The 22311-nt window shown below is 63.4% G+C and carries 23 protein-coding genes; 11 read left to right on the top strand and 12 right to left on the bottom strand.

Annotation, left to right across the window (positions count from 1 at the left end):
- Positions 1–30: 30 nt before the first annotated feature.
- Entirely contained in the window at positions 31–1455 is a 1425-nt protein-coding gene (locus AC3WLM_RS04280; protein WP_492476695.1) for an aldehyde dehydrogenase family protein, read from the bottom strand.
- 122 nt (positions 1456–1577) lie between these two features.
- Positions 1578–1724: a lmo0937 family membrane protein gene (locus tag AC3WLM_RS04275; RefSeq protein WP_118073370.1), complete on the bottom strand. Its 147-nt coding sequence runs from the start codon at positions 1722–1724 to the stop codon at positions 1578–1580.
- Between the two features lie 157 nt (positions 1725–1881).
- Here AC3WLM_RS04275 and AC3WLM_RS04270 point away from each other — a divergent pair, with 157 nt between their 5' ends.
- A complete protein-coding gene (locus AC3WLM_RS04270) occupies positions 1882–4170 on the top strand; it encodes a bifunctional diguanylate cyclase/phosphodiesterase (protein ID WP_492476694.1) in 2289 nt (762 codons plus the stop codon).
- On the opposite strand, the gene AC3WLM_RS04265 is transcribed toward AC3WLM_RS04270, so the two are convergent.
- The 6 genes from AC3WLM_RS04265 to AC3WLM_RS04240 all read right to left on the bottom strand — a co-directional run bounded on the left by AC3WLM_RS04265 (position 4171) and on the right by AC3WLM_RS04240 (position 9526).
- Positions 4171–4863, bottom strand: coding sequence for a tetratricopeptide repeat protein (locus tag AC3WLM_RS04265; RefSeq protein WP_492476693.1), 693 nt, complete (start codon positions 4861–4863; stop codon positions 4171–4173).
- A gap of 101 nt (positions 4864–4964) precedes the next feature.
- Entirely contained in the window at positions 4965–5450 is a 486-nt protein-coding gene (locus tag AC3WLM_RS04260; RefSeq protein ID WP_039334400.1) for a CHAP domain-containing protein, read from the bottom strand.
- A gap of 214 nt (positions 5451–5664) precedes the next feature.
- Positions 5665–7074, bottom strand: a complete 1410-nt coding sequence (gene glnA / locus AC3WLM_RS04255; protein WP_039334175.1) for a type I glutamate--ammonia ligase — start codon at positions 7072–7074, stop codon at positions 5665–5667.
- Positions 7075–7229: 155 nt separating this feature from the next.
- Entirely contained in the window at positions 7230–7568 is a 339-nt protein-coding gene (locus AC3WLM_RS04250) for a P-II family nitrogen regulator (protein ID WP_039334174.1), read from the bottom strand.
- 272 nt (positions 7569–7840) lie between these two features.
- Positions 7841–8671 (bottom strand): type I methionyl aminopeptidase, encoded by an 831-nt coding sequence (gene map / locus AC3WLM_RS04245; RefSeq protein WP_492476692.1) that lies wholly within the window; start codon positions 8669–8671, stop codon positions 7841–7843.
- A 54-nt stretch (positions 8672–8725) separates the two neighbouring features.
- On the bottom strand, positions 8726–9526 hold the full coding sequence (locus tag AC3WLM_RS04240) for a DUF4163 domain-containing protein (protein WP_492476691.1): 801 nt from the start codon (positions 9524–9526) through the stop codon (positions 8726–8728).
- 53 nt (positions 9527–9579) lie between these two features.
- Here AC3WLM_RS04240 and AC3WLM_RS04235 point away from each other — a divergent pair, with 53 nt between their 5' ends.
- The 3 genes from AC3WLM_RS04235 (at position 9580) to argC (ending at position 12326) form a co-directional block, all read left to right on the top strand.
- Positions 9580–10962: a leucyl aminopeptidase family protein gene (locus tag AC3WLM_RS04235; protein WP_492476690.1), complete on the top strand. Its 1383-nt coding sequence runs from the start codon at positions 9580–9582 to the stop codon at positions 10960–10962.
- 84 nt (positions 10963–11046) lie between these two features.
- The gene (locus AC3WLM_RS04230) at positions 11047–11400 is read left to right on the top strand and encodes an SH3 domain-containing protein (RefSeq protein ID WP_230487677.1); all 354 of its coding nucleotides are present in this window, start codon (positions 11047–11049) and stop codon (positions 11398–11400) included.
- The gene (gene argC, locus AC3WLM_RS04225; protein ID WP_492476689.1) at positions 11397–12326 is read left to right on the top strand and encodes an N-acetyl-gamma-glutamyl-phosphate reductase; all 930 of its coding nucleotides are present in this window, start codon (positions 11397–11399) and stop codon (positions 12324–12326) included. The genes AC3WLM_RS04230 and argC overlap by 4 nt, the downstream gene beginning before the upstream one ends.
- A 129-nt stretch (positions 12327–12455) precedes the next feature.
- Here the strand turns inward: argC and AC3WLM_RS04220 are convergent, their stop codons facing one another.
- Both AC3WLM_RS04220 and AC3WLM_RS04215 read right to left on the bottom strand, forming a co-directional pair.
- Entirely contained in the window at positions 12456–15119 is a 2664-nt protein-coding gene (locus tag AC3WLM_RS04220) for a TonB-dependent receptor domain-containing protein (protein WP_492478091.1), read from the bottom strand.
- Positions 15120–16031: 912 nt separating this feature from the next.
- Entirely contained in the window at positions 16032–16349 is a 318-nt protein-coding gene (locus AC3WLM_RS04215) for a 2Fe-2S iron-sulfur cluster-binding protein (RefSeq protein ID WP_039334168.1), read from the bottom strand.
- 137 nt (positions 16350–16486) lie between these two features.
- Here AC3WLM_RS04215 and AC3WLM_RS04210 point away from each other — a divergent pair, with 137 nt between their 5' ends.
- Both AC3WLM_RS04210 and AC3WLM_RS04205 read left to right on the top strand, forming a co-directional pair.
- The gene (locus AC3WLM_RS04210; RefSeq protein WP_492476688.1) at positions 16487–17104 is read left to right on the top strand and encodes a DNA-3-methyladenine glycosylase family protein; all 618 of its coding nucleotides are present in this window, start codon (positions 16487–16489) and stop codon (positions 17102–17104) included.
- A gap of 35 nt (positions 17105–17139) precedes the next feature.
- Positions 17140–17943, top strand: coding sequence for an SDR family oxidoreductase (locus AC3WLM_RS04205; protein ID WP_427466905.1), 804 nt, complete (start codon positions 17140–17142; stop codon positions 17941–17943).
- 31 nt (positions 17944–17974) lie between these two features.
- Here AC3WLM_RS04205 and AC3WLM_RS04200 read toward each other — a convergent pair whose 3' ends face one another.
- Both AC3WLM_RS04200 and AC3WLM_RS04195 read right to left on the bottom strand, forming a co-directional pair.
- Complete coding sequence (locus AC3WLM_RS04200) at positions 17975–18436, bottom strand: YbbC/YhhH family protein (protein WP_492476687.1); 462 nt, start codon at positions 18434–18436, stop codon at positions 17975–17977.
- Positions 18328–18618: a 4a-hydroxytetrahydrobiopterin dehydratase gene (locus tag AC3WLM_RS04195; RefSeq protein WP_039334162.1), complete on the bottom strand. Its 291-nt coding sequence runs from the start codon at positions 18616–18618 to the stop codon at positions 18328–18330. The genes AC3WLM_RS04200 and AC3WLM_RS04195 overlap by 109 nt, the downstream gene beginning before the upstream one ends.
- 86 nt (positions 18619–18704) lie before the next feature.
- Between AC3WLM_RS04195 and ccmA the strand changes: the two genes are divergently transcribed.
- From ccmA to AC3WLM_RS04170, 5 genes are all read left to right on the top strand, one after another.
- A complete protein-coding gene (ccmA, locus tag AC3WLM_RS04190; protein WP_062347733.1) occupies positions 18705–19280 on the top strand; it encodes a heme ABC exporter ATP-binding protein CcmA in 576 nt (191 codons plus the stop codon).
- Positions 19277–19939, top strand: a complete 663-nt coding sequence (ccmB, locus tag AC3WLM_RS04185; RefSeq protein ID WP_039334158.1) for a heme exporter protein CcmB — start codon at positions 19277–19279, stop codon at positions 19937–19939. The genes ccmA and ccmB overlap by 4 nt, the downstream gene beginning before the upstream one ends.
- A 76-nt stretch (positions 19940–20015) precedes the next feature.
- On the top strand, positions 20016–21014 hold the full coding sequence (locus tag AC3WLM_RS04180; protein ID WP_062347731.1) for a cysteine synthase A: 999 nt from the start codon (positions 20016–20018) through the stop codon (positions 21012–21014).
- Positions 21015–21028: 14 nt separating this feature from the next.
- Positions 21029–21445 carry a hypothetical protein gene (locus AC3WLM_RS04175; protein ID WP_062347729.1) on the top strand — a complete coding sequence of 139 codons (417 nt, stop codon included), beginning with the start codon at positions 21029–21031 and terminating at the stop codon, positions 21443–21445.
- On the top strand, positions 21446–22162 hold the full coding sequence (locus tag AC3WLM_RS04170) for a Gldg family protein (protein ID WP_492476686.1): 717 nt from the start codon (positions 21446–21448) through the stop codon (positions 22160–22162).
- Positions 22163–22311: the final 149 nt, after the last annotated feature.

The raw sequence follows: 22311 nt of genomic DNA, 5'->3' as shown, positions 1-22311 counted from the left end.
CCCCTCCAGCTTTTCGTTTATTGTGGTGGATCAGGCGGGAAACCCGCTGATCGCCTTCATTTCCATGAAGTCCTTCAGGCCGTAGAGGCCACCTTCGCGGCCATTGCCCGATTGCTTGTAGCCGCCGAACGGAGCGCCCGGCGTCGGACCCCAGTTGTTGATCGCGACCATGCCGGCGCGCAGGGCAGGGGCCACTTCCGCCGCCTTGGCCGGGTCACCGGTGATGCAGGCCGAAAGGCCATAGGCGGTGTCATTGGCAATCTCGATGGCCTGTTCGAGATCGTCGTAGGTCATGATCGTGGCAACGGGGCCGAAGATCTCCTCCTGCGCGATGCGCATGTCCGGGGTGACGCCGGAGAACACGGTCGGCTTGATGTAGTAGCCACGGTTGACGTTCGCAGGCAGGTCGGGCCCACCGGTCTCGAGCTTCGCGCCTTCGTCGATGGCGGACTGGATCAGCCCGCGGATCTTGTCGAACTGCGCCTTGTTCACCACCGGGCCAAGGTGCTGGCCTTCCTGCAGCGGATCGCCGACTGGCGTTGCGGAATACATCGCCGAGACGAACGCTGCTGCTTCGGCCTCGCGCTCCTTGGGCACAAGGATGCGGGTCGGCGAGATGCACGACTGGCCGGTGTTGACCAACGGGCCCGAAGCGGTCGACGGGAGATACTTGGCAAAATCGGCGTCGGGCAGGACGAGGTTGGGCGACTTGCCGCCAAGCTCCTGATGAACGCGCTTGACCGTGTCGGCGGCTGCCTTGGCGACGAGAATGCCGGCGCGGGTGGAACCCGTGAAGCTGACCATGTCGATACCGGGGTGCGAACTGATTGCCGTGCCTACGCCCGGCCCATCGCCCTGAATGAGGTTGAAGACGCCGGGCGGAACGCCTGCCGCATCAAGGATCTCGGCAAAGATGGCCGCATTGGTGGGGCACTCTTCGGAAGGCTTCAGAATCATCGTGTTGCCCGCCGCCAGCGCAGGTGCAACCTTCAGCGCGATCTGATTGAGCGGCCAGTTCCACGGGGTAATCATGCCGACAACGCCGATCGGCTCGTAAGCGACCTTGTAGGCGCCGTTGTCTTCCATGAAGTTGAAGTTCTTGAGCGCAGCCATCGTGCCCAGAAATCCGCCGATTCCCGCGCCGACCTGTGCCGTGCCGGCGAAGCTGACCGGAGCGCCCATTTCCTCGGCCATCGCAACGGCAAGGTCGGGTGCGCGCTTCTTGAACTCGGCGACGATGCGATCCATCAGGGCAAGGCGCTCTTCACGAGTGGTCTTGCTGAAGGTCTTGAACGCACGCTGGGCAGCGGCCACAGCCTTGTCGACATCGGCCTGCGTGCCAAGCGTAATGGCGCAGACGGGTTCTTCGGTTGCCGGGTTGATCACTTCGTGGCGCGTACCACCTTCGCTATCGACCCATTTGCCATCGATGTAGTGCTGCAGCCTCTCGCGCATTGCCGTCTCTCCCGAAGTGAGTGCGCCGAACCGACCGTCCGGCCCTTTGCCTTCGGAAAAGTAGGTGCGTGCGTTGCATTCCGCAACCGGTCAGGCCTGCCGGATCATGTCATATTGCCGCGTCAAATCCGGCGCCCGCGAAAGAGGTGGACCAGTCCGATCAGGATGGCGATGACCAGAACGACATGGATGAAGGCTGCGGTAACCTTGAAGGCAAACACGCCCAGCGCCCAAAGGACAAAGAGAATCAAGGCAAGAGTGAGAAGCATGTGACGATCTCCGCTGCGTTCCTCCCGCCCGCGCCCGTCTGATTTCTCAATCCGCCAATTCCTTCGGGGTTCCGGATATCTGTTCAGATTGCATCTACGAATACGAACATCCGGATTGATAACGATTTCTTCGGAAGCGGCCTCTAGACAAGGCCGGATGGGGACGGGACCTACCCTCAGTCGCGCCGCGTCGCGGCACCACCACACCGGGGCACGCGGCGCCGTATGGATCGTCGTGGGCACGTTTCTTGCGCTTGTGGCGCTGACAACCGCACTGGTTGCGGCGTTCGTCAATTCGACCAGCATTGCCGATGTTTTCACCCGCCAGGAGGAGCAGCGGCTGGTCCATCGCTTTCTCGAGCGGAGCGAGCGACAGATCATGGAAGCCGATCGGCTTCAGATCACGTGGGACGATGCCGTCGTGAAGCTCAACGCGCCCGACGCAGAGGGATGGGCGCGCAACTATCTGGCCGGCTACTTCTGGGGCAGCCACCGCATCGACCGCATCTACCATGTCAGGTTCGATGGCACGCTGGTGCGCTGCTGGAAGGGCGGCAAGATCACACAAGAGTGCCGCTACAACCAGATCGGGGGAAAGGTTGCAGACCTGATCCGGCAATCCCTGAAGGACGATCCGGGATCGGAGAAAGTCGGCGAATGGCGGAAATTGGGTGATGTACGCTGGCCGTACAGTGCGAAGGGTCTGCCTGTTGGCCGTGCTGCAGCTTCGATGGACAATTTCGACGGTAAGCCGGCGCTGATAGCGGCGGCGTCGATAGTGCCGGACGTGACTGCTTCGTTGCTCAAGGGACCGCCCGATTACATCGTCCTCGTACGCTACGTCGACGCGCGCATGATTGCCGATTTGCAGTCTGCGCTGTTGCTCGACGATGTCCGGTTCGATCAGGCGCCTGATGCAGACGAGAAGCGCAACTCGCTCGCGGTCACGAACCTGAGCGGAGAGCGCATCGGATGGTTCTCGTGGATTGCAAAGCCACCGGGCCCGGCGATCCTGCGCCAGACGGCACCGCTGCTGGCAGTCTATATCCTCTTCTTCATGGGTGTCGTGGCCGGTGGAGCGATCATCGTCCGCCGGATGCGGCGGACGACCAGCGAACTCATTGCCAGTGAGGCGCAGGCTCAACACAATGCCTTGCACGATGCGATGTCGGGATTGCCGAACCGCGCCCATTTCATGCAGAGGCTGCGACAGGAATTGTCTGCCTGCATCGAGCGGCCTGAGCTCGGCGACGTCTTCATCGCCTATCTGGATATCGACCGTTTCAAGGTGGTGAATGATACGCTGGGTCACCATGTCGGCGATGAACTGGTCCGGCAGGTCGCCCTGCGCCTGCGTCGTTCGCTTCCACCCGGCGATTTCCTTTCGCGCTTCGGTGGGGACGAATTCGTGCTGTTGCGGCGCTCCACAGGCGGGCGCGCTGCGGCCGACATGCTCGGGCGGCAACTGATGGCGCTGGCCCTCGAGCCTTTCGTGATTTCGGGCAACAATCTCGAAGTCAGCCTGTCTTGCGGGATAAGCTGGGGGCCGGAGCAGAGCGAAGACCCGGGCGAGCTGCTGCGTCGCGCCGACATCGCGCTATATCGGGCGAAACAGCGGGGCCGGGCGCGCTATCGCCGGTTTACTCGCGACATGGATGCTTCGGTCAAGCTGCGGCGCGACATGGAGATGGAGCTGCGCCGCGCGATCAATCGCGATGAGCTGGCCCTGGCCTATCAGCCGATCGTCAATGCCGCGGACGGTGCCGTGGAGGGCTTCGAGGCGCTATTGCGCTGGACACATCCCGAGCGCGGGCCGATCCGTCCGGGACTGTTCGTGCCGATTGCAGAGCAGGCGGGACTGATGATGCCGCTGGGGCAATGGGTCCTGCGCCGTGTCTTCGAGGATTGCCGCGACTGGCCGGATTGCGACATCTCGGTAAACCTCTCGCCGCTGCAGATCATGGCGAGCGACTTCCTGCCGGAGATCGACCGACTGGTGCGCGAAACTGGCGCCGATCCGCGCCGGTTCGTGCTCGAGGTGACCGAGGGGGTGATGCTGGATCGCAGCGAGCACGTGGTCGACGTGCTCAAGGGTTTGAAATATCGCGGTTTCCGCATTGCTCTCGACGATTTCGGGATCGGCTACTCATCGCTGAGCTATCTTCGCTCGTTCCAGTTTGACCGGATCAAGATCGACCGCTCGTTCGTGCAGAACATCGAAGCCGATCTTGATGCCCATTCGATTCTGCGTGCAATCGTTTCGCTCGGGCACACCTTGCGCATGAAAGTCGTCGCCGAGGGCGTTGAAACCCCGATGCAGCGCGCGCTGGTGCAGGCCGCCGGATGCCAGATGATCCAGGGCCACCTGTTCTGGCAGGCCATGCCTTTGCACGAAGCGCGTGCCCTGCTGGAGCCAGCAGCAATGGAAAAGCGCCGAACTGCCTGATCAGGTGTTGGGCTCGCCGCGTATCTGTTTGATGTACTTGAGCTCGTTGGCGGCTGCAGGGCTGTCAGGCTGATAGGTCAGGGATTCGTTGAAAAGGGTCTCTGCCTCGTCGAGCTGGCCCATCTCGATCTTGTTGAAGCCCATGCCGCGCAGCGCTCGTGCCTTGTATAATGCGCGCTGGCCGTCCGGTGCTGTCTCAGCCGACCTCAACGCTTCTTCGAACAAGCCGAAGGAACGCTTCCAGTCCTTCTGGGCCTTGAACCATTCCGCCAGCTCGTTGGTGTAGTGCGCATTGAGCGGCGCACGGTCATGCGCCAGCTGCAGCCACGGCAGCGCTTCGCGTCCACGGCCGAGATCGATCAGCGCATAGCCCTTGTAGAAATATCCGTCGCACCATGCGGGGCCGACGATCGTGAGCTCCATCGTGACTTCGGCATCGTTCTTCTTCGCCAGTGCCTCGGCCTGTTCCTGCGATTCGGCGCAGGCGTGGGCGCGCTTTGCCTGGCGGACATTGAACGCAGCGATCAGCTCATCAGCCTTGTCGATGGCCGAGGCAGGTTTGCCTGCAACGATGTCATTGAAGATGGCCAAGGAAAGCTGCTCGACCTGTGCGTCGGTCATCAGATCGGCCGCTGCGGCGGTCGTCGCGATCAGGCAAACTGCCGAGGCGATGATGGTACGGCGGAACGGCATGGGCAGCTCTCCCTTTCTGGGAAGAGTGCAGTCCCGCCGCTGAACTTGCAAATGCAATTCCCGCCTCGACGGCGGCAATCTCTTTTCGGGTTCAGGGGAGGTCAGCCCTTGGCCGAGGTGGCTTTCGTCGCGTCTGCCGTCATGGTGCGGGGATAGATGAAACCGTGGGCCGGGCTGGCGCGCAGGCCGACCGACTTTGTCGGAGCGTACCACACGCGCACTTCGCTCCAGTCGCCAGCGGCCGAAACGTCAACCGCCATTACGCCCTTTTCGACCATGCCCGGGCCGGACCAGTTCGCGTGGTCGATCAGGATGTGGCGGTCATCGACGACCTTGCGGACAACGGCAACGTGTCCGTAGGGCATTGCACGCGTGCCGCTGAAGGCGAGGACGGCGCCGGCTTTTGGCTGCTGGCCACGGTCATAGGTGCCCGCAGCATTGCTCCACCAGTCACGGGCATTGCCGCTGATCTGAACGTCGGAAATCTGGCGGGCGTAGGTCACGCACTGGAGGCGGGCCTGGGCAGCGGTCGGCAGAGCGACGACTGCGAAGAATGCCAGGAATGCTGCGACCGCGTTCTTTATCATGGGCAGCATCACTAAGGATTTCGGCGGATTCGAGGAGTCCTGCGCCCTTCCGTTCATCCTGCCGCAATCACAGCTCGTCTCGCTTCGTCGCAAAAAGTTCGTGCGCTGTGGATAAAATCACAAACTCGTGCGTTTCCCGCTGCAGGCGGTGCTTCAAACCAAAAGGGCGCCCGGTTTCCCGGACGCCCCTTCGTGTCTTCGCCGATCGTTTGGATCAGAGCGAGTAGTACATGTCGAACTCGACGGCCGACGGCGTGGTTTCCCAGCGCATCACTTCCGGCCACTTCAGTTCGATGTAGGCTTCGATCTGGTCCTTGGTGAACACGCCACCCTGGAGCAGGAAGTCGTGGTCGGCTTCGAGGCTTTCCAGCGCTTCACGCAGGCTGCCGCACACGGTCGGAACCTGGGCGAGCTCTGCCGGCGGCAGGTCGTACAGGTTCTTGTCCATGGCTTCGCCCGGGTGGATCTTGTTCTTGATCCCGTCGAGGCCGGCCATGAGCAGTGCCGAGTAGCACAGGTAAGGGTTGGCCATCGCGTCGGGGAAGCGGAACTCGACGCGCTTCGCCTTGGCACCGGCGCCATAGGGGATGCGGCACGAGGCCGAACGGTTGCGGGCCGAGTAGGCCAGCAGAACGGGGGCTTCATAGCCCGGCACCAGACGCTTGTAGCTGTTGGTGGTCGGGTTGGTGAAGGCGTTGAGCGCCTTGGCGTGCTTGATGACGCCGCCGATGAAGTACAGGCACATTTCCGACAGGCCGGCATAGCCGTTGCCGGCGAAGAGCGGCTTGCCAGCTTCCCAGATCGAGATGTGGGTGTGCATGCCCGACCCGTTGTCGGTCTTGATCGGCTTCGGCATGAACGTCGCGGTCTTGCCATAGGCATGGGCGACCTGCTGCACGACGTACTTGTAGACCTGCATGCGGTCGGCGGTCTGGACCAAGGTGCCGAAGGTCAGGCCGAGTTCGTGCTGGGCCGAGGCCACTTCGTGGTGATGCTTGTCGCAGGGCAGGCCCATCTCGATCATGGTGCGGACCATTTCGCCACGGATGTCGACGCAGCTGTCGACCGGAGCGACCGGGAAGTAGCCACCCTTGGCGCGCGGACGGTGGGCGAGGTTGCCGCCTTCGTAGTCCTTGTTCGAGTTGGTCGGCAGCTCGATGTCATCGATGCGGAAGCCGTTGCCGTCGTAGCCGTCGTAGAACTTCACGTCGTCGAACAGGAAGAACTCGGCTTCCGGACCGACGTAGACAGTGTCGCCGAAACCGGCCGACTTGACGAAGGCTTCTGCGCGCTTGGCGGTCGAACGCGGGTCACGGCCATAGAGTTCGCCGGTCGAAGGTTCGACGATGTCGCAGTTGATGATCAGCATCGGCGAGGCCGAGAACGGATCGACATAGACCGAGTCGAGGTCGGGCTTGAGGATCATGTCCGACTCGTTGATGGCCTTCCAGCCTTCGATCGACGAACCGTCGAACATCAGGCCGTCTTCCAGTTCGTCTTCGCCGAGAACGGTCGAGACCATGGTCAGGTGCTGCCACTTGCCCTTCGGGTCAGTGAAGCGCAGGTCGACCCATTCGATTTCCTCGTCCTTGATGCGGGCGAGGATGTCCTTTGCAGTTGCCATCGCTGGTCCTTCTTCTTCATTGCCTCCGGTGGAGAGCTCCGGAGGGTATCTGGGGTGGTTGTCGTCTGGAGGCTTGCCCGTCCACAGGCCCACCCCCGCTATGCTACCCGGCGGGTCAGGCCCGCCGCGGCATCAAACTTGTCATGTCGTTCTGATCAGATAGCGTCGTCGTTGCGCTCACCGGTACGGATGCGCAGGGCGCTCTCGATCGGGATCACGAAGATCTTGCCATCGCCGATGCGGCCGGTCTGTGCTGCGGCAGCGATTGCTTCGACCACGCGGTCGACCAGCGCGTCGCCAACCACGACCTCGAGCTTCACCTTGGGCAGGAAATCGACGACGTACTCGGCACCGCGATAGAGCTCGGTGTGGCCCTTCTGGCGGCCGAAGCCCTTCGCTTCGGTCACGGTGATGCCCGATACGCCAATCTCGTGCAGCGCTTCCTTCACTTCATCGAGCTTGAAGGGCTTGATGATCGCTTCGACCTTTTTCACGTCGTTCAGACCCCTGCAACGCGGGCCGGACCGCCAAGGTCGGCGTTCCGGCAATTTATCCCGTGTGTGGCAACGACGTTACAAGAATCGTGCCACGCGCTGAGGGCAAGCACTAGGCTATCGCGCTGCAACGCGAAAGCCGTAAAATCAGGGGCTCGGCAAGATTTGAATCGAATGCGCAAGGCTTCCATGCGCAAGATTGCGCGGCATTGTTCAAATCATGCACATTTTTTACGCAGGGGCTGCCTTAATTTTGGGCAGGCCCTATATCGTCAAGCTGCGTAAGGCGGCTTGTCCAAGCCTTTCGGACTTGCGGTAAAGATCTCGCAGCCGTCCTCGGTGATGCCGATAGAATGCTCGAACTGGGCCGAGAGCGAGCGGTCTCGCGTCACGGCCGTCCAGCCATCGTCGAGGATCTTCACGCCCGGCTTGCCCAGGTTGATCATCGGCTCGATCGTGAAGAACATGCCGGGCTTCAGCTCCGGCCCAGTCCCGGCGCGCGCGGCGTGGACAACTTCCGGAGCGTCGTGGAAGAGCCGGCCCAGGCCATGACCGCAGAATTCCCGCACCACGCCGTAACGCTGTTTCTCGGCATGGGCCTGGATCGCCGCGCCAATGTCGCCAAGCCGCGCACCGGGCTTTGCCTGCTCGATGCCGATCATCAGGCACTCGTAGGTGACGTCGACCAGGCGCTTTGCCTTCAACGGCACGTCGCCGACGAGGTACATCCGGCTCGTGTCGCCGTGCCAGCCATCCAGCAGGGGCGTGACGTCGATATTGACGATGTCTCCGTCCTTCAGCGTCTTGTCCGAAGGGATGCCGTGGCAGACCACGTGGTTGATCGAGATGCAGCAAGAATGGGTATAGCCGCGGTAGCCCAGCGTTGCCGGGACCGCGCCGCCATCCAGTGTCATCTGCCGCACCACATCATCAAGGTAGTCGGTCCGCACGCCGGGCACCACCAGCGGGGCCAGCGCATCGAGGATCTCGGCCGCAAGCCGGCCGGCCTTGCGCATGCCATCGAAGCCCGCGGGGCCGTGGAGCTTGATCGTGCCGTCGCGCAGCAAAACGTCGTGGTCTTCAACAGTCAGATATTCGGTCATGCCGTTCATGTAGCGACAAAACCGGCAAATTGCGAGAACCGGACTAAGGGCATTTCATCTTGCGACGAACGCGGCCTTGAATTCGGGCCTGACAGCATCAAGCACCTTCTGCGTCACCGGGAGGGTCACTTCATAGTCCCCCTCGGCATAAGGACCTGCAGCATAAGGCGCGACGAGAATGCCGATCCGGTCGAACGCCTTGCCGTTCGAGGAGCCGAGGATAACGGTCTGCTCGGTGGGATCGATGCAGTCGCTGAACTCCGGAATATCTCCCGTGCCCGAGCCAGATCGCTTCCTGGCGCGCTGGCGATCGAGCTCTTCGCAGAACCGCGCCCGGATCGCCCCGCGCAGCGCCTCTTTCGATGTGAACAGGTCCACCGGCGCACGACGCCTGGCGGCGATCCTGTCCCACAGCACCGTGTCATAAACGTAGTTCGGATGCGCACCGCCGCTGTAGAACCCGACCAGCGTCGAAAGGCTGAGCCAGGCCGGCAAGTCGGTGACGACCTTCCATTCGACGGTATGCGTATAGGGATGATACGGAAAGCCGCTCTCCTTGGCCGCCTTGCGTCCTTCCGTCGCCTGCACCTTGAGCTCGCGGCGCGCTTCTTCCAGTTCCTTGTCGAGCAGCGCCTTCAGTTCCGGGATCGCGCCCGCGACCGCCGGATAGGAATAGTCGAATTCATAGAGATCGTTCTTCTCATGCACCTCGCGCGCGGTGACCGGCGTCTGTACAGGCGGCTCCGGCGGCATCGGCGCGGCGACGGTAGCATTTGTGCTCGGCGCCGGGGCAGGGGGCTTCTCGCCCGAACAGGCGGCCAGTAGCACCAGCGGGGTCAGAAACAGCACACGCATCAGGCAATTTCCTCTCGCAACGTGCCGCGCTCTGCGGCATGTCCTTGTGCAGCATGACCGACAGACAAGCACTGATCCAGCCCGATCGCGGCCAGCCGGCAACGGCGCTCCACCTCGTCGACAAGGCAACGCTGCCCGACTTTCTCAAAGGGCTTAACGCCGGACAGCGCGCTGCCCTTTCCGCGCAGAAGTTCGAAGGCGGCGGATACGAGCACGCGATTGTCCCCGATGGCGACACTTGGTTCGCCGTGGCGGGTGTCGCAAATGTCGATGACCTGTCCTCGTGGTGCATGGCCAAGCTCGCCGACGTTCTCCCCGGCGGTACCTATCGCCGCGCAGGAGGGGAGCCCGGCAAGGCGCTCCACGGCTGGATCACCGGCCAGTACCGCTTCGACCGCTACCGCAAGGACGCGAAGGACGCCGAACCGCGCATCCTGCTGACCAAGGACGTTGCGTTGATCGAGCCGGCGATCGCCGAGGCAACGGCCGTCCTCATGGTCCGTGACCTCGTCAATACGCCCGCCGAGGACATGGGGCCGCTGCAGCTTGAAGCCGAGGCCCGCGCGCTGGCCAAGCGCCACCATGCCGAAGTCCACGTCGTTTCAGGCGACGCGCTCGAGCATGACTACCCGATGGTTCACGCCGTCGGCCGTGCCGCGGCGCGCAGCCATGCTCCGCGCCTGATCGAAATGACATGGGGCGATGCCAGGCACCCGCGCATCGCAATCGTCGGCAAGGGCGTATGCTTCGATTCGGGCGGGCTCGACATCAAGCCCTCCTCTGGCATGGCGCTGATGAAGAAGGACATGGGCGGGGCGGCGCACGCGCTGGCGCTGGCCGGTCTGATCATGACGATGGGCTTGAAGGTCCGGCTGCACGTGCTTGTTCCTGCAGTCGAAAACGCGATCTCCGGCAACGCGTTCCGTCCGGGCGATATCCTTCGGTCGCGCGCCGGGCTTTCGGTCGAGATCACCAATACCGACGCCGAGGGGCGGCTCGTGCTCGGCGACGCGCTGACTCGCGCTACTGAAATGAAGCCCGAACTCGTCATCGACTTCGCGACCTTGACCGGCGCAGCCCGTGTCGCGCTGGGGCCGGACCTCCCGGCGATGTTCGCGCGGCAATCTCCAACTGCCACCCAACTCCTCGAGGCAGGGCGGCAACTCGACGACCCCTGCTGGCAACTCCCCCTGCATGAAGGCTACCGAGAGTACCTCAAATCCGACGTTGCCGACCTGCAGAATTCGCCGGCCAACGGATTTGCGGGCGCGAGTGTCGCCGCACTGTTCCTCGACCGATTTGTCGGCGAGGGGATCGACTGGGTGCATTTCGATACCTTCGCCTGGCGCCCTGTTGGAAAGCCCGGCAGACCGAAGGGCGGCGATGCCTTGGGGCTGCGTGCGGCGTGGGGGCTGCTCAAGGCGCGCTACGGCTGAGGGGGCGGGCAAGTGCACCATAGCTTGCCTGATGACGCGAGCGCCGCTAATCGCCCGGCTTTCCTGCTGCGGGGACACCCTGAATTGACCGTCGAAGCCATGCCTCTTTCCACCGAACTGCCTACCGGCCAGCTCCAGCTTTCGCGCGCTGCTGACCGTTCGGACAAGCCGCACCTGCCGGTGCGCGGCGATCTTGCGCATATCGGGCTCGCCGGAAAATACTTCGTGCCGCACTACGCGGTGCCGATGGCGCATGGCGTGAAGGCCGAAACGGCGCTGCGTGCTGCGGGCAAGCAGGATGGGGCGGAATTGCGCGCCCTGGTGGCCGGCGAAGTCTTCGATGTTCTCGACATGGCAGGAGGCTGGGCCTGGGGGCAGGCGAAATCCGATCTGCTCGTCGGCTATGTCGAGATGAGCCAGTTGGAGGCCTGCGCATGACCACATCGGTCTTCATCGATGGTGCTGCGGGCACCACCGGCCTCGAAATCGCCGAGCGGCTCGCCGGGCGCAGCGAATTCACCATGATCGCGCTCGATGATGCCCGCCGCAAGGACGATGCCGCGCGCGCCGAAGCGATCAATGACGCCGACGTGGTGATCCTGTGCCTGCCAGATGACGCTGCGCGCGATGCCGTGGCGATGATCCGCAATGACCGGACAAAGGTGATCGACGCTTCGACCGCACATCGCGTGGCGGACGGCTGGACTTACGGATTCCCTGAAATCGTCGGCCGCGAGACCGTCGCGGAATCGACGCGGGTGTCGAATCCGGGGTGCTATCCGACGGGATTCATCGGCCTGCTCGCCCCGCTTGTTCACAACGGCCTGCTGCCCGCCGCCTGGCCATACAGCTGCAATGCGGTGACCGGTTATTCGGGTGGCGGCAAGGCGCTGATCGGCCGCTTTGAGGCTGAGGCCGACATCGCCTGGCGAGGGTACGGCCTGACCTTCGGGCACAAGCACATTCCCGAAATGCAGCGCTACACCGGCACGGCCATCGCCCCGTTGTTCAGCCCGGCCGTGGTCAATGCCCATCGCGGGATGGTCGTCGAGATTCCGCTGCCGCTGGGCGTCATGCCCGGCAACGTGCCAGCCGAATTGCTGCGCGCTGCTCTTACGCAGTTCTATGACGGCTCGCGGGTGGTGACTGTGGCGCAGGATCTTCCTGCCGACGGCGAGATGCTGCTGCGCGCTGCGATGGAACCGTGGGACGGTCTTGCCCTTCACGTCATGGGCAGCGCCGACGGCGAACAGGCCCGCTTGGTTGCCGTACTGGACAACTTGGGCAAGGGCGCCAGTGGCGCGGCAGTGCAATCGCTGAACCTGATGGCCGGCCTCGACGAAACCGCAGGCCTGCGCCTCTAGCTCATTCAGCACCGACTTCGAAAACGCCTCCGCGAAAGCGGGGGTGTTTTTGCGCGCGCCCTCCGGGAGCAAAAAAAGGGGCAGCATCTTGCGATGCTGCCCCCAAGTCGGACACGTGGCACCAGACCTTTAGAAATCAGCCTGGAAACCAACCTTGAAGTAACGTCCCAGAATGCCCTGGCCGCCCTGGATCGGATTGTAGAGGTGCGCGCCGTAGGTCACGACATCCACTGGCGGCATGTTGTCGAACAGGTTCAGCGCGGTGAGCGACAGCGTGAAGCGGTCGTTGACCTTGAAGCGCGTCTGCAGGTCGAATGTGATGTAGCGCGGAATGTCGCAGCCGGTCGGACTGTAGCCCGGGTTCTGGCCGCAGTCCTTGTAGAGATCGCCCTGATCCATCGCCGAGAGGTTGTAGCCACCAAAGTAGTTGACTGTGGTGTTGATCTCCAGGTTGTCATCGAACTGCAGGCCATTCAGCCAGTAGCCGTGCCACTTCGGCGTACCCGAACCTGCGGTCAGGTTGAAGTTGCCCAGCGTACCGTCATAGCGCTCCAAGCCACCGCCGCTGTTGGTCAGGTCCGATTCCAGCTTGATGATGTAGCTGGCCTCGAGATGGCTGGTGAAGCGGATATTGTCGGTCAGGTTGATCCGGCCGTCGATCTGGAAATCGAGGCCTGAGACGGTCTGCGTGTTCGCGTTGATCAGCTGCGACTGGATGAAGGCGAGGCGTGGCGTCGCATTCGGGAAGTCGGGGCTGACTGCATCGGCGATCACGGTGTAGCCCGCCGGGATCGGCTGGCCGGTGTAGTAAGCCTCGAGCGCGGGCGCGTTCGAAGGCTGCGTGATCACGCCGGTCTTCTTGATGTTGTAGTAGTCGACCGACAGCGTGAAGTTGCGGACCGGTTCGAACACGAACCCGGCGGTGAAGCTGCGCGACCGCTCCGGCTTCAGGTCCGGCGAGGCCAGCGTGGTCTGGCCGTAGGAAGCGGAGCGAAGGTAGGTCGGGCAGTCGCTGAACGTGGCAACCGTGCAGCCATATTGGCTGAGATAGGCATCGTTGAAAATGCCTGCGCTGTTGGTCACGAAGCCCGTGGTCGGAAGGGCGTTGGCCTCACCGAACGAAGGGATGCGGAAGCCCTTCGACCAGGTGCCGCGGATCAGCAGTTCGTCGACCGGCTTGAACTTGATGCCGGCCTTGGGGCTGAATGCGTTCTGACCGCTCGAGTACTTGTCGTAACGACCGGCGAGGTTGATTTCGACCTTGTCGAGAACCGGCGCGTTGATTTCGGCAAAGCCCGAATAGACCCAGCGGCTGCCCTTGGTGCCGAAAGCGTTCAGGGTGAAGTAGCGCTGCGTTGGGCCGAAGTAGTCAGGGTTACCCGAAGGCGCGTCGACCGCTTCGTAACGGGCGCCTGCGCCCACTGCGACCTGCAACTTGCCGCCCGGAAGTTCGAACAGATCCGCACCGAGCGTGCCCTGGAACTGGACCTGATCGGAGGTGGCGTTCAGGATCTGGGTTGGACGCAGGAAGTCATTCTGCTCCTGCGTGTTCTGCGTCGGGTCAACGAAGTTGTACGTGCCACGCGCGATGGCCGTCAGCAGGTTGGCTATGTACACATAGCCCTTCTGCGTACGACGCAGGTCGTCGTGCATCGCCGTCGCGCCGAAGTCGAAGTTGATGTTGTCGGTCAGGTCGCCCTTGATGCCGATTGCACCGCGATAGGCGCGGTTGCGGGTTTCATTGTAGGTGGGCTGGTCGAACAGACGGCCCTGGATGCGGGCAAGCTGTCCGGCACCGGCGAACGGGTTGTTCGGGTTGAGCGTGCCGTTGGTGGCGTTGCAGCCCGTGTTGAGGCCGCTTGCGTCGCCCACACCGTTGGCGCAGACATAGACCGGCAGGGTCAGCGCAAACGAACCGGGCGCGCGGCTGGCTGCATTGTTCGACGTTGAGAAGCCTGGGAACAGGATACCAGCGTTAGCATTGCGCGAGATCGCTTCGGGCAGGCCTGTGTAGGCCGATTTGCTCTGCAGGAAGTTGAATTCGGCATAGCCTTCGATGCTGTCGCTGAGGGCCGCCGTGACGCGGGCAGAGACGCCCCAGCGCTCGATTTCCGGCTGGATCACGCCGTACTTGCGGGTGAGGTCTACGGTGCAGGTCTGCAAGGGGGCTGCCGCGCTGGCGGCAAGCTGCGCAGCCGTCAGTGTGTAAGCACTGTCGCAGCCGACGTTGTTGAGCAACTGGAAGCGGCCGAGTGCAGTGGTGTTGGTGGGATCGTAAGGACGCACGACAAGCGGGCCGCCGGCACCGGTAAAGCTGGTGGCGGTGGGTGAATTGATGCGGTCGTCGCTGCCGCACTCGCCATCGGGCGAACACACGCCGCGCAGGTCATCCGTGTTGAACGGATAGGGACGGTCGCGGTTCATGAGCTTGTTGCTCTTGTAGTAGAACCCGGAGACGTAGGCATTGTAGCCGTTCTCGTCGATGTCGCCCACGCCGGCGGTCAGCGACAGGCGATACTGCGAGGCATCGCCGCGGTCGGAAAGGCCGGCTTCGCCACGGGCGCGCACGCCCTTGAATTCGCGCTTGGTGATGATGTTGACCACGCCTGCGATGGCGTCGGCACCATAAGCCGCCGAGGCGCCGTCACGCAGGATCTGCACGCGGTCGACAATGTCGTCCGGAATGGTGTTGAGATCGACGAAGTTGCGCGAACCGTCATCGGCCAACGGGTAATAGGCCGCCCGCATGCCGTCGAACAGCACGAGCGTCGAGTTGGTCGAAAGGCCGCGCAGCGAGATCGCCGAGCACCGGCCGCGAACGCGCCGTTGGCGGTGAACGAGTTGGTCAGCGCCGGACCGTTGTTGGCCGCCAGCGATTGCAGGCCTTCCTGCACGGTCGAGATGCCGCGCTGGTCAAGGTTCTCCTGCGTCACCGTGGTGACCGGCGAGACGGTCTCGGTGTCGGTGCGGCGCAGGATCGAACCGGTGACGACGATCGCCTGGGTGTCGCCGCAGCTGGGATCATCCGGTGTGGTGCTGCAGTCGACGCTCTGCGGTGCAGCCGTCGTTGCCGCATCCTGCGCAAAGGCTGCGGTGGAGACCAGCGCCATGCCGATCGCCAGAGGGGTCGCGCCCGAACGGAGCGCGGAGAGATACTTGATGTTCACGTGGCAGTCCTCTTGTCCTGAACGTCTGCCGCCGTGGGGAACGGCGACAGGCCCGCGCGCCCAGTCCATATGCCGCCGCATTTGCGGTCAGCCGGGGTATGGATGCGAGAGAGGCGCCTGTCTGACGAGGCCAAGCTGCGCTTTCAAACCGGAAACACGTAGTTTCACATTAAACGATAGGTAGTGTGGTGTTCATGTAACAAAGCAATGAAAAACCTAGAGAAATTTCGCATCGAAACATTTTGTCACAAAATGGAATTGTATGCCAATAACTTTCGATATGGAGTAATTTAATTTCCTCTGTAACTACCCAAATCGCATGGATGATGCGTTGCCGCATGCCACAAAGGCCGCTAGGCAGGCGCAGAAGCGCCGCGGTACGCCTGAGGCGCGAAACCGTTCCCCAAAAAATCGACGAAGCGATCCACTTTCTGCAAAAGGGTGGTCCAACATTGCCGTTCACCGGTGCGGCTGACATGAAAAAGGCCCGCGCTCCTGCTGGAGGCGGGCCCTTCAAGCGGCGCAAAGGCTGGATAGATCAGTCTTCCGGCGCGATCGTGACGCGAAGACCGTCGAGGTCGCCGGTGATCTGCACCTGGCAGGAAAGGCGCGAGGTTTCGTTGCGGTGGTCCGAGCTGTCGAGCAGGTCGTTCTCGTCCTCGCTCATCGGCGCAACCTTGTCGGCGAATGCAGGGTCGATGTAGACGTGGCAGGTGGCGCAGGAGCAGCAGCCGCCGCACAGGGCGAGCAGCTCGTCGAAGCCATTGTCGCGGATCGCTTCCATCACCGAAAGGCCGGCATCGGCCTCTACCGTCTTTTCTTCACCCGCACGATTGACAACCACGATCTTCGGCATCGTTCGTTCTCCAAATGCGGCGACGGGCACCAACGCAAGACCCGCGCCCCCTGTTCGCCTTTCGACGGGGCTGCTATCGCGCCATTTCGGCTTTGGCAACTGTCGATCCGGCCAAAACACTGTTGCGGAGAACTAGGGTGGGACTGACGGCAGAGGCTCTACGCGAAGGACTCGATTACATCGCCGCCCGCAGCCCCGCCATGGCGAGTGCCATTGGCCGCGTCGGATATCCCGAGCCACGCATTCGTTCGACCGGCTATGGCACCTTGCTGCGCACCATCGTCGGCCAGCAAGTCAGCGTGGCCGCCGCTGCTTCGGTGTGGAACAAGCTCGAGGCACTGCTGGGGGAGGATATTCCCCCGCACGACCTGCTTGCCGCCGACTTCGACGCCTTGCGCGCCTGTGGGCTATCGCGCCAGAAACAGGGCTATGCGCGGTCCTTGTGCGAACTGGTGGTATCGGGCGAACTCGATCTTGATGCGCTGCCAGCGGACGACGAAGAAGCGATTGCGGAACTGGTCAAGATCAAGGGCATCGGTCGCTGGTCGGCCGAGATCTACCTGCTGTTCGCCGAAGGGCGGCCCGACATCTGGCCTGCGGGCGATCTTGCGGTGCAGGTGGGCCTTGGCAAGCTGCTCGGCCTGGCGGAACGGCCGAGCGAGAAGGAGACGCGCGCTCTGGCCGAGGACTGGCGGCCGCATCGTGGCGCGGCGGCGATCTTCACCTGGCATTGCTATAACAATCCGGCGCTGTAATGTCTTGCTGACAACAATGTGAGCAGGGGGTGCCAATGGCGCGCAAGACGATCTTCATCACCGGTGGCGCTTCGGGCATCGGCCGCGCCGTGGCGCAGCGCTTTGCACAAGGCGGGTGGTTTGTCGGCATCGCGGATATCAACGAGGCCGGCATGGCCGAAACCGCAGCGCAGCTTCCCGCCGGGCTTAGTTCTTGCCACCGTCTCGACGTGCGCGACCGCGCGGCATGGGACATGGCGCTCTCCGATTGCGCCAAGGCGGCTGGCGGGCAGATCGAGGTGGTGTTCAACAATGCCGGCATCCCTATCGGTGGTGGCATTGTCGATCTGACGGCCGAGGAGATCGAGCGCACCCTCGACATCAACCTCAAGGGTGTGATCTTCGGCGCGCAGGCGGCGTTCCCGTGGCTCAGGGCGAGCGCGCCGGGTTCGTGCCTGCTCAACACCGCCAGCGCGGCGGGGATCTATGGCTCACCCGGGGCATCGGTCTATTCCGCCACGAAGTTCGGCGTCAGGGCGCTGACTGAATCGCTCGACGGGGAATGGGCCGAGTACGGCATCAAGGTGCGCAGCCTGATGCCGGGCTTCATCGAAACGCCTCTGCTGGATCACGCCCCCAACCGCGCCAGCAACGAGGACATCCGCACGCGCGTGCGCGGCGCGGGCCTGGAAATCACGCCGGTGAGCGAAGTCGCCGAGGCGGCGTGGGCGGCGGTGCATGGAGACAAGGTGCACACTTTGGTCGGCAAGACCGCGCGGCGGCTCGCGTTCGCCTCGCGCTGGATGCCGGGGGCTTTGCGCAAGCAGATGCGGTCTGGCGGGAGGCCTTTGGGGAAGTAGCGGCGCCACGTCCCTTCTGATAATGAATTGCTCACTTGTCGTGAAAAATGCGCAAAACTTTGCCGTTCCGGCGGCAAATCGAGATGTGTGCGACGCCGCCATCCCAGCCTCTCGGTAGCGAGCCTGTCACTGTCCAGACACCGTCGCGCAGCGTAGCCTTAAAGGGTCGCTGCCCTTCAATCTGTTTGGTGCCATAAACGGGCTTCAGGTAAATCATGGCCACTGACTTTGCCGTCTCTGCCGACCCTACAACACCCGTCTTGGGCTGAAATGAGGCGACATTCTCAGCGCATGTGGGAGGTTCGGCACGGGCAACTTGTACCGATAGCAAGATGAGTAGCGCGGCCGAGCCATGCCGTAACCAATTGCTCGGTGAGGTGAGCTTCACAGAAAGCCTTCCATCGCCCGCGCCATCGCCGCATCCCGTGCCGAGAGGCCATCGGCATCGTGCGTCGTCAACGTCACCTCGACGCGGTTGTAGACGTTGAACCATTCGGGGTGGTGGTCAGCCTTTTCGGCGTAGAGGGCGACGCGGTTCATGAAGGCCCAGGCCTCGGAGAAATCGGCAAAGCGGAAGGTGCGAACTATGGCTAGGCCGTCTTCACGCAATTGCCATTCCGGGAGCTCGGCCAGCAGGGAAACGCGTTCGGAATCGGTCAGGCGGGCGACGGTCATGCTTGGTCCTTTGGCATCCTTGGCAGTTGCCGCCGTTTCCCCTATCGCCCGATTTCATGCAAGCCCCTCCCATGCAGTCCCACGCCATGCAAGAGTGCGGTCTCGTCGCCACGGATATTGCCTGCCGGCGCGGGGACCGGGTTCTGTTCCGGGGGCTGTCGTTCGATCTTGCGCCGCGTGAAGTCGTCCATCTTGCCGGCCCCAACGGCATCGGCAAGTCGAGCCTCATCCGCATCCTTGCCGGATTGCTGCGGCCGTTCATGGGGTCGGTTGAGCGTCATGGTGCGCTTGCGCTTTCGGATGAGCGGCTGGCGCTGGACGGCCACGAACCGCTCGAGAAGGCGCTGGCGTTCTGGCAGCGGATCGACCGTGCCCCCCAAGGCAACGCCGACTTCGGGCTGGCCGACCTGCTTGACGTTCCGGTGCGCTATCTTTCCACGGGGCAGCGCAAGCGGGCGGCCCTTGCCCGCGTGGCGGCAAGCGGCGCGCCGATCTGGCTGCTCGACGAGCCGCTCAACGGGCTCGACACCCACTGGTCGTGCATCGCGCAGGCGGCGATCAAGGCGCATTGCAATGCCGGTGGGGCGGTGATCATTGCATCGCACCAGCCGCTTTCGCTCGACGCGGTAAAGGTGATCGAATTGCTGGATTTCCAACCGTGATCGCCAAGCTTCTTCCGATCTTCCTGCGCGATCTGGTGCTGCTGACGCGAGGGAGCCAAGGGCGCGGTGGAGCGGTTCTGCCGCTGCTGTTCTTCCTTGCTGTGGCGATGCTGTTTCCCTTTGCCGTCGGCCCCGATGCCCGGTTGCTGGCACGGACCGGTGCGGGCGTGATCTGGGTTGCGGCGCTGCTTGCGGCGATCCTCCCGCTGGACCGCCTGGTCGAGCCGGACGTTGAAGCCGGCATGTTCGACCAGTGGGCCTTGCGCGGCATTGCCGAGGAGGCGCTGCTCCTGGTGCGCATCCTGGCGCACTGGCTGAGCTTTGGCGTGCCGCTGATGCTGGCAGCACCGATCTCGGCAGGGCTGCTCGGCCTTGATGGCCAACAGTTGTGGACGGTGGAAGTCGGGCTGCTGCTCGGCACGCCCGGTCTGGCGGCGATCGGCGTTACCATCGCGGCGCTGACGGCAGGGTTGCGGGCAGGTTCGGCGCTGGGCGGATTGCTCGCGATCCCTCTGGCTGTGCCGCTCCTGATCTTCGGCGCGGGATCGCTGCAACCGGGGGGCGAGGGGGGCTTGCTGCTGCTGGGCGCGTGCAGCCTTGTGGCGCTGGCCGTTGCGCCGTTTGCGGGCGGTGCCGCTATCCGGGCCGGGCGCGAATAACGCAGCGAGCAGGGCTTGCACGTCGCAAAGCGCAAATTCGTTGGCAATCGTGCAAAGTCTCCCTAACTCGGGGACCATGACTGCACCTTCGATTACACCCGATACCATTTCGCTCATCGGCAACACGCCGCTCGTCCTGCTGAAGGGGCCGAGCGAGGCGGCAGGCGCCGAGATCTACGGCAAGTGCGAGTTCGCCAATCCCGGTGCTTCGGTGAAGGACCGCGCTGCGCTGTGGATCGTGCGCGATGCCGAGGAGCGGGGCGTGCTGCAGCCCGGCGGGACGATCGTCGAAGGCACGGCGGGCAATACCGGCATCGGCCTTGCGCTGGTGGCCAACGCTCGCGGGTACAAGTCGGTCATCGTCATGCCCGAAACGCAATCGCGCGAGAAGATGGACACCCTGCGGGCGCTGCGGGCAGAACTCGTGCTGGTGCCGGCGGCGCCGTTTTCCAACCCCGGCCACTTCGTCCACACCTCGCGCCGGATTGCCGAGGAAACCGAAGGGGCGGTCTGGGCCAACCAGTTCGACAATATCGCCAATCGCCGCGCTCACATCGAAAGCACCGCGCCCGAGATCTGGGAGCAGATGGAGCACCGCATCGACGGCTTCACCTGTGCTGCGGGCACGGGCGGGACGATCGCGGGCGTGGGCCTGGGGCTCAAGGCTTTCGACGAGAACATAACGATCGCCCTGACCGATCCGCACGGCGCGGCGCTCTACAACTATTACGCCAATGGTGAGCTGAAGGCCGAGGGCTCCTCGGTGGCCGAGGGCATTGGCCAGGGGCGCATCACCGCGAACCTCGAAGGCGCACCGATCGACACGCAGTTCCGCATTTCGGACGAGGAAGGGCTTTACTGGGTCGAGCGCCTGCTGGCCGATGAGGGGCTGTGCCTTGGCCTGTCGAGCGGGATCAACGTGGCGGGTGCCGTGGCGCTGGCCAGGCAGCTTGGCAAGGGCAGCCGCGTGGCGACGATCCTGTGCGATACTGGCTTCCGCTACCTTTCGTCGCTCTACAATCCCGAGTGGCTCAAGGCCAAGGGGCTGCCGGTGTTCCCTTGGCTGGAGCAATAGGCTAGGCTGCGGTCATGGCACTGTTCGGTTTCCCCGCAGGCAAGCAGGCATCCGCCCCGACCGAGGCGGAAATTGCCGCTGCCAGCGCACTGGCCCATGTGCCGCCGACCACGCGCGAATTGCGGGCGCAGGCAGTTCATCGGCTGCAGGTCGGGCTGTTCGGGCTCGCCGGGATGCTGCTGCTGGTCAGCCTTGCCAACGTGATCATGGATCGGGCCAAGTTCATCGACGCCAGCGCGGTCAATACCGCTGCGCCGAAGGTCGAGGCGAGCGAGACATCGGCGAAGGACCCGTTGGCCGACATGGGGGTGGCTCCGCAACTGCCGGTCACGGCCAAGGAAAAGCCGACCGTCACGATCTCGCCCGCTCCGCCGGCGCCGACTCCGGCCCCTTCGGTCCCGGCCCCTTCGGTTAACGCGCCGAAGAACTGAGTGCATCGCCGGATCGCTCTTGCCGTGCTGGCAGCGGTTGTCGCGCTGGCGGGCTGGTGGGCGTTCTCCGCCGAGCCTGCCCCTGACAGGACCGTGGGCCTGTTTACCAGCCTGCCGATCGTGTGGAACGAGGCGGACGATATCAAGGGCATGATCGACCCGCCAGCCGCGCCGCACTGGGCGCGCGCCGTGCTGGAGTCCAAGGGCAAGGTGATCGCGCTCGATACGCTGCTTCAGCTCGAACAAGTCGACTTGCTGGTCGTGGCGCAGCCGCGCCCGTTGGTGCCGGAGGAGAATCTTGCGCTTGATGCCTGGCTGCGGGCAGGCGGTCACCTGCTGATGTTCGTTGATCCCTTGCTGACGCAGGAGAGCGCATTTGCGCTGGGTGACCGACGCCGCCCGCAGGACGTGGCGCTGGTTTCGCCGATCCTGGCGCGTTGGGGATTGGAACTGCAATTCGACGACAGGCAACCCGGTGGTCTGCGGGAAAGTGCGGGCGAGGGGCTGCCGATCAATCTGGCAGGCACTTTCAAGGCAATCCCGGGCGGGCACGAAGCGAACTGCGCGATTGCAATGGACGGTCTGATTGCGCGTTGCACGATCGGCCAAGGCCAAGCAACGCTGGTTGCCGACGCCGCGCTTCTGGAGCCGGAAGCTGATGGGGATCGGCGGGCGGTCCAGCTTCAACGCCTGCTCGAAGGGGCAATGGCGGAGTGATCCCTTTTTGTTCGCGGGAAACTACGGGCAAGGTGCCAGGCACGGCCGAGGACTTCGGCAAAATGCCCGCATCTGGGCGATTACTTTTGCAGCTGGTGATGGTTACTCAAGCGGTAAGATGTAGAGAAAATGCTACGGAATCATAGCTA

The sequence above is a fragment of the Novosphingobium sp. FW305-C-30-35 genome, assembly GCF_058783135.1.
The sequence above is the reverse complement of the archived record's forward strand: the minus strand, read 5'-3'. Positions and strand labels throughout refer to the sequence as shown.

Coding starts and splice junctions, on each gene's coding strand:
- AC3WLM_RS04275 (WP_118073370.1), bottom strand. CDS start 1,724: ATGCTTCTCACTCTTGCCTTGATTCTCTTTGTCCTTTGGGCGCTGGGC.
- AC3WLM_RS04200 (WP_492476687.1), bottom strand. CDS start 18,436: ATGGTTCAACGTCTACAACCGCGTCGAGGTGACGTTGACGACGCACGA.
- glnA (WP_039334175.1), bottom strand. CDS start 7,074: ATGGCAACTGCAAAGGACATCCTCGCCCGCATCAAGGACGAGGAAATC.
- AC3WLM_RS04280 (WP_492476695.1), bottom strand. CDS start 1,455: ATGCGCGAGAGGCTGCAGCACTACATCGATGGCAAATGGGTCGATAGC.
- AC3WLM_RS04205 (WP_427466905.1), top strand. CDS start 17,140: ATGGCGCGCAAGACGATCTTCATCACCGGTGGCGCTTCGGGCATCGGC.
- AC3WLM_RS04270 (WP_492476694.1), top strand. CDS start 1,882: ATGGGGACGGGACCTACCCTCAGTCGCGCCGCGTCGCGGCACCACCAC.
- AC3WLM_RS04265 (WP_492476693.1), bottom strand. CDS start 4,863: ATGCCGTTCCGCCGTACCATCATCGCCTCGGCAGTTTGCCTGATCGCG.
- AC3WLM_RS04175 (WP_062347729.1), top strand. CDS start 21,029: ATGGCACTGTTCGGTTTCCCCGCAGGCAAGCAGGCATCCGCCCCGACC.
- AC3WLM_RS04195 (WP_039334162.1), bottom strand. CDS start 18,618: ATGACCGTCGCCCGCCTGACCGATTCCGAACGCGTTTCCCTGCTGGCC.
- AC3WLM_RS04215 (WP_039334168.1), bottom strand. CDS start 16,349: ATGCCGAAGATCGTGGTTGTCAATCGTGCGGGTGAAGAAAAGACGGTA.
- AC3WLM_RS04235 (WP_492476690.1), top strand. CDS start 9,580: ATGACCGACAGACAAGCACTGATCCAGCCCGATCGCGGCCAGCCGGCA.
- map (WP_492476692.1), bottom strand. CDS start 8,671: ATGACCGAATATCTGACTGTTGAAGACCACGACGTTTTGCTGCGCGAC.
- AC3WLM_RS04240 (WP_492476691.1), bottom strand. CDS start 9,526: ATGCGTGTGCTGTTTCTGACCCCGCTGGTGCTACTGGCCGCCTGTTCG.
- AC3WLM_RS04180 (WP_062347731.1), top strand. CDS start 20,016: ATGACTGCACCTTCGATTACACCCGATACCATTTCGCTCATCGGCAAC.
- AC3WLM_RS04260 (WP_039334400.1), bottom strand. CDS start 5,450: ATGATAAAGAACGCGGTCGCAGCATTCCTGGCATTCTTCGCAGTCGTC.
- ccmA (WP_062347733.1), top strand. CDS start 18,705: ATGCAAGAGTGCGGTCTCGTCGCCACGGATATTGCCTGCCGGCGCGGG.
- argC (WP_492476689.1), top strand. CDS start 11,397: ATGACCACATCGGTCTTCATCGATGGTGCTGCGGGCACCACCGGCCTC.